We start from the raw sequence: 2,091 nt of genomic DNA, 5'->3' as shown, positions 1-2,091 counted from the left end.
CCCAGCTTGGCGCGCACCTCGCGGGCGGGCAGGTCACTTTGACCGATATGGATGCCGTCGGCACCGCTGTTTATGGCGACGTAGAGGCTGTCATTGATAATCAGAGGAACGTGATAGCGCTCGGTGAGTTTGCGGATGGAAAGCGCCTCCCGCAGAAAATCTTCCTCGGACAGATATTTTTCACGGAGCTGCAGCATCGTGATTCCGGCATCCAGCGCCTCGCGCACCTGTTCCTCCAGCGGACGCATGCCGGGGCGGTGTGGCATTGTGATCGCATATAAAAGGCAGTTATTTCGTTGGAATTTCAATTTTTTGACCTCCTTGCAGCTGTTCGCCGGTCATCAGGCTGACAGCATCCATGAAATAGGTGTGGAAACTTCCAAGACCGGTGCCGTTTGCACGCATCTGTGCTGCGGCGTTCTCACCGCATAACCCGATTTCAGTGACGGCACAGACGGCAGGATAGAAATAAGATTTAGAAGCCGCTGCAAATGCCGCCAGCAGCCCATCCATCATGCATCCGCTTCCGGTAATCTGCGCCAGCTCCGGGCAGCCGTTGTGGATGCGGGCGGTTTTAGAACCGCAGACAACCAGATCGCAGGGACCCGTACAGACGATAACAGCCCGCAGACGTTTAGAGAGAAAACGGGCGATACGGGTGTCTGTGCGGAGGCGTTCTGAAATAGAGTTGGAACTTGCGTGTGCGGCTGGCATTTGCATAGAAACTGCGTCCACCCCGTGCTGTTCCTTCTCCACCGGATATCCAAACAAATTCGCCAGCGTCCGGATTTCAGATGAATTTCCCCGCACGATGGAGACGGAGATGTGCGACAGAATCCGGCGGGCGGCGTGTCTGCGGTGGGCGGACACACCGATGCCGACCGGATCGAATATAATCGGAATCCCCTTCCGGTTGGCAGCCTGACCTGCGCGGATCATGGCAGTGACGGAGCCGATTTTTAAGGTTCCCAGATTGAGCACCAGCCCATCGCTGGCAGAGGCAGTTGAGGCTGTCTCTGCCGGATGATCGGTCATGACTGGGGAGGCGCCCGCGGCGAGGAGCAGGTTGGCAACATCGCCTGCAGTCACATAATTGGTGATACAGTGGATGAGCGGCGCGGTTTTTCGTACCCGCTCTGGATAATAAGCGAGTGCCCTGGATAAACAGGCAGCCTGGTCTGGCATCGTGAGCGCCTCCTTTTACTGTGCGTCGAGCAGGCGTTTTAAGTAGGAAAACAGCCCGATGCGGCGCATAAATTCAATCAGCAGAAATGCAATGGCGGTTCCGCAGGCGGTACTCATCAGGAATGGGAGAACGTAGAAGAATAAGGCAACATCCTTTCCCATCAGAAGGACAGCAACCGGGTAGCAGAGCGTGCCGCCGATGATGCCGGTTCCGACTACCTCACCGAGGTAAGCGAGCAGGAAACGTCCGGTTTTCTGGAATAAATAAGCGCCCAGAAAAGCGCCGACCATACTTCCAGGAAAAGCAAGCAGGCTGCCGGTCCCCAGAATATTTCGGATGAGAGAGACACAAAATGCCATCGAAACGCCATAAACCGGTCCTAAAAAGACGCCGGCGAGGACGTTGACAAGGTGCTGGATCGGAAAACATTTGGATGCACCGATCGGAATGGAAAAGCCGGATAAAGCGACAGTTAAGGCAACCAGCATGCCAGCCAGAGCTGTTTTTTTGATGGAAAAAGTCTGCGCTGATGCAGTGGATGCAGATACAGTTGAGTGATTCATGGAAAAACCTCCTAATTAGTTATGTAAAGATTACTCATCGAAAATTGAAACAATCTCCCCCGAAAGGATCCGGTTCATGTTTTTGACGGCGCAGAAATTGCCGCACATGGAGCAGGTATCTTCTTTTTCCGGTTTTGATTCTGCGCGGTAGCGGCGGGCTTTATCCGGGTCGATGGCGAGGGAAAACTGCTCTTCCCAGTCGAGCCGGGCGCGTGCCTGCGCCATTTTGCGATCCCATTCTTTTGCCCCTGGAATACCTTTTGCGATGTCGGCGGCGTGGGCGGCGATACGGGAGGCGATGATACCTTCTTTGACGTCGTCACGGTTCGGCAGGCGAAGGTG

At 54.9% G+C, this 2,091-nt stretch carries 4 protein-coding genes; all 4 read right to left on the bottom strand.

Going from position 1 to position 2,091, the window contains the following annotated elements; translation table 11 throughout:
- The coding region (locus QVO97_RS02715; RefSeq protein ID WP_288188731.1) for a thiamine phosphate synthase at positions 1 to 308 on the bottom strand (308 nt) is incomplete at its 3' end.
- Positions 289 to 1,185 carry a hydroxyethylthiazole kinase gene (gene thiM / locus QVO97_RS02710; RefSeq protein WP_022358879.1) on the bottom strand — a complete coding sequence of 299 codons (897 nt, stop codon included), beginning with the start codon at positions 1,183 to 1,185 and terminating at the stop codon, positions 289 to 291. The genes thiM and QVO97_RS02715, both read right to left, overlap by 20 nt.
- Before the next feature lie 15 nt (positions 1,186 to 1,200).
- Positions 1,201 to 1,749 carry an energy coupling factor transporter S component ThiW gene (gene thiW / locus QVO97_RS02705; RefSeq protein WP_022358878.1) on the bottom strand — a complete coding sequence of 183 codons (549 nt, stop codon included), beginning with the start codon at positions 1,747 to 1,749 and terminating at the stop codon, positions 1,201 to 1,203.
- A gap of 30 nt (positions 1,750 to 1,779) precedes the next feature.
- Positions 1,780 to 2,091 (bottom strand): phosphomethylpyrimidine synthase ThiC (locus QVO97_RS02700; RefSeq protein ID WP_288188729.1); only part of this gene is annotated, 312 nt, incomplete at its 5' end.

It is taken from the genome of Clostridium sp. CAG:43, assembly GCF_000434655.1.
GTDB lineage: Bacteria > Bacillota > Clostridia > Lachnospirales > Lachnospiraceae > Otoolea > Otoolea fessa.
The sequence above is the reverse complement of the archived record's forward strand: the minus strand, read 5'-3'. Positions and strand labels throughout refer to the sequence as shown.